The organism is Streptococcus sp. GMD4S (assembly GCF_000296955.1).
In genome coordinates, this window is the sequence record NZ_AJRE01000122.1 from 1 (window position 1) to 3,185 (window position 3,185).

A 3,185-nucleotide genomic window follows, 5' to 3' on the forward strand; every position below is an offset into this window, starting at 1 on the left:
TTAATTCCATTATCAAGGGCTGGGTTGTGACTAGCGGAAATCATGACACCTGCACTGGCTCCCTCAGTTTTGACCAAATAAGCTACTGCTGGTGTTGCAAGGACACCGAGTTTGTAGACGTGAATCCCTACAGAGAGGAGACCTGCCACTAAGGCAGATTCTAGCATTTCTCCTGAGATACGTGTATCACGTCCTACAAAGACTTTAGGGGCTTCCGTTTCATGTTGACTAAGAACATATCCACCAAAACGTCCTAATTTAAAGGCCAATTCTGGCGTCAGTTCTACGTTTGCTTCTCCACGGACTCCATCGGTCCCAAAATATTTACCCATGTTGTTAATCATCCTTTTCTACTTTTTTATTTATTCTTGTTTAGACGAGTCTGGTTTTGTTTCTGAACTCGTTGAAGACGAGCTGCTAGTCGAGGACCCTGTTGATGAGGTCATAGACGAAGAACTCGAGCTAGACGATACTGTTTTGGTTGTAATTTTCATTGTAGTGTCAAATGGCATAATGACGCTTGGTAAGACATTTCCATTTTTATCGACTGCTTGTAGAGGAACAGAGGACGAGTAGTTTCTAGTTATCCGTTCACTCGTCGGTAAGATGGCAATGACACGATCTACTTTGGAGAGGGTTTCCTCATCACTAATAACCGTTACTTTTTCATCTGATACAGTAACGGTATCGATTTTCACGCGAGAATCAATCTGACTAGGATCAATCTCCGGCACAACAATGACATTGTCTCGTTTTGCTTTTTTACCAACCTTCACTGTTATCTTTTGCGGTGTCGCAACAGCCGTCAAACCACTCGGTAAATTTTCAATAGTCAGAGGAACTTCGATGGTTCCTACACTAGCATCAGAAAGATCAGCCGTCACCTTAAATTTGCGGGTACTTTCCTGCATCTCACTCGCTAAAGCAACTCTGTTTGAGCCTGTTAGAAAGACCGTCACCTCAGATGTAAAACCACTGATAAAATACTGATCACTGTCATACTGAATATCAATTGGGACATTAAGAACTGTGTTTGTATAAGTCTCCGTCCGCACCTGTCTGGCACTGTTGCTATTCTGATAGTTTGTCAATGTTGCATAGATAAAGAGAATGCAGGCGAAAAAGAAGGAAGAAATGATGTATAGACTATTTTTTCTCATGTTTCAATCCTCCTAGCAAGCGCTCTTTCAGACCTTGCTTTTTCTCTGATTTTGGAAGTAAGATTCTTCTTAACTCCGATTCAAACTCTTCCAAGGTCAAATCATGCTTAAAGACTCCATTATAGGTGATTGAGATTCCACCCGTTTCTTCCGAAACCACAAAGGTAAGAGCATCTGACACTTCCGACAAACCAATCGCCGCCCTGTGACGCGTTCCAAACTCCTTGGAAATCCCGGTATCTTCGGTCAGGGGTAGATAGGCTGAAGTGACGGCAATCCGGTCTTCCTTGATAATGACAGCACCATCATGCAAGGGAGTATTAGGGATAAAGATATTAATCAATAACTCGGATGAGATTTTCGCATCTAGAGGAATTCCAGTAGAGATATATTCCTGCAAGGTTCTCACTCGCTGAACAGCAACCAGAGCACCTATCTTACGCGGACTCATGTACTCGACTGATTTGACAAAGGCACGAACCATTTGCTCTTCTGCACTAATAGGGGCATTGTAGAAGAAATCAGTAGCTCGACCTAATCTCTCCAAACCAGTCCGAATCTCTGGCGAAAAGATAACCACCGCTGCGATAACCCCGTAGGTGATAATCTGATTGATCAACCATGAAATGGTCGTTAAGCCAATCATATTGGACAGAATCTGACCTAGAATAAAGACCAAAACTCCCCGAACCAAGATCATGATTTTAGTCCCTGCAATCGCTTTGGTAAAATGATACAAAATATAAGTCACAATCAAAATATCAATCAGATTGATGACTATCGTCCAAGGACTTGAAAACAAACTCGTCCAGTATTGCAAATTGGATAATTGTTGAAAATTCATCCCTGGCCTCCTCCCTGTCAAAACACTTTCCGTACTATTATACCATTTTCTGCTCATTTTTTCCCCATCCTACTTCATTTTAAATTAAGCAAAATTATGATAAAATAAACTGACTAGAAAAAACGAAGGAGAAATCATGTCTCAACTCTATGATATTACCATTGTAGGTGGCGGTCCTGTCGGCCTCTTTGCTGCCTTTTACGCTCACCTACGCCAAGCCAAAGTCCAAATCATCGACTCTCTTCCCCAGCTCGGTGGTCAGCCTGCCATCCTCTACCCTGAAAAGCAAATCCTTGATGTGCCAGGTTTTTCAAACTTAACTGGAGAAGAGTTAACCAAGCGTTTACTTGAGCAGCTAGATGGCTTTGACACACCTGTTCACCTCAACGAAACTGTTCTTGAAATAGAGAAACAAGATCAAGGTTTTACCATCACAACCAACAAGGGCAGCCACCTGACCAAAACAGTCATCATTGCCATGGGTGGTGGTGCCTTTAAACCTCGTCCGCTCGAATTAGATGGCGTCGAAAACTATGAAAATATCCACTACCACGTTGCCAATATCCAGCAATACGCTGGTAAGAAAGTGACCATCCTTGGTGGAGGGGACTCAGCAGTTGACTGGGCATTGGCTTTCGAAAAAATCGCCCCAACTACTCTTGTTCACCGTCGAGATAACTTCCGTGCCTTGGAACACAGTGTGCAAGCCCTACAAGAATCATCTGTGACTATCAAGACACCATTCGTTCCTAGCCAACTCCTTGGAAATGGAAAAACACTTGATAAACTGGAAATCACAAAAATCAAATCGGATGAAGCCGAAACGATTGAGGTAGACCACCTCTTTGTCAACTACGGCTTCAAGTCCTCTGTCGGAAATCTTAAAAACTGGGGTCTAGATCTCAACCGCCATAAGATTATTGTCAATAGCAAGCAGGAGTCAAGCCAAGCTGGAATTTACGCTATCGGTGACTGCTGCTACTACGATGGTAAGATTGACTTGATTGCAACAGGTCTTGGTGAAGCACCAACTGCTGTCAACAATTCCATTAACTACATCGACCCTGAGCAAAAAGTACAACCCAAACACTCAACCAGTTTATAATAAAAGAACCACGGATCAACGATTCGTGGTTTTATAGTTCATCTGCAATCTTGTTTATTTTTCTGAGTCTGTGGTT

Annotated in this window: 3 protein-coding genes and 1 pseudogene; 1 reads left to right on the forward strand and 3 read right to left on the reverse strand. The window is 42.6% G+C overall.

The features are described from left to right. From glmM to cdaA, 3 genes and pseudogenes are all read right to left on the reverse strand, one after another. A pseudogene (gene glmM / locus GMD4S_RS07535) lies at window positions 1-332 on the reverse strand (phosphoglucosamine mutase); the annotation flags it as partial. 30 nt (window positions 333-362) lie between these two features. Next, the gene (locus GMD4S_RS07540; protein ID WP_001230924.1) at window positions 363-1,160 is read right to left on the reverse strand and encodes a CdaR family protein; all 798 of its coding nucleotides are present in this window, start codon (window positions 1,158-1,160) and stop codon (window positions 363-365) included. After that, window positions 1,147-2,004: a diadenylate cyclase CdaA gene (gene cdaA / locus GMD4S_RS07545; RefSeq protein ID WP_001011081.1), complete on the reverse strand. Its 858-nt coding sequence runs from the start codon at window positions 2,002-2,004 to the stop codon at window positions 1,147-1,149. The genes GMD4S_RS07540 and cdaA overlap by 14 nt, the downstream gene beginning before the upstream one ends. Before the next feature lie 136 nt (window positions 2,005-2,140). On the opposite strand from cdaA, the gene GMD4S_RS07555 reads away from it, so the two are divergent. Beyond that, window positions 2,141-3,109, forward strand: a complete 969-nt coding sequence (locus GMD4S_RS07555) for an NAD(P)/FAD-dependent oxidoreductase (protein ID WP_000081038.1) — start codon at window positions 2,141-2,143, stop codon at window positions 3,107-3,109. The last annotated feature ends 76 nt before the right edge of the window (window positions 3,110-3,185 follow it).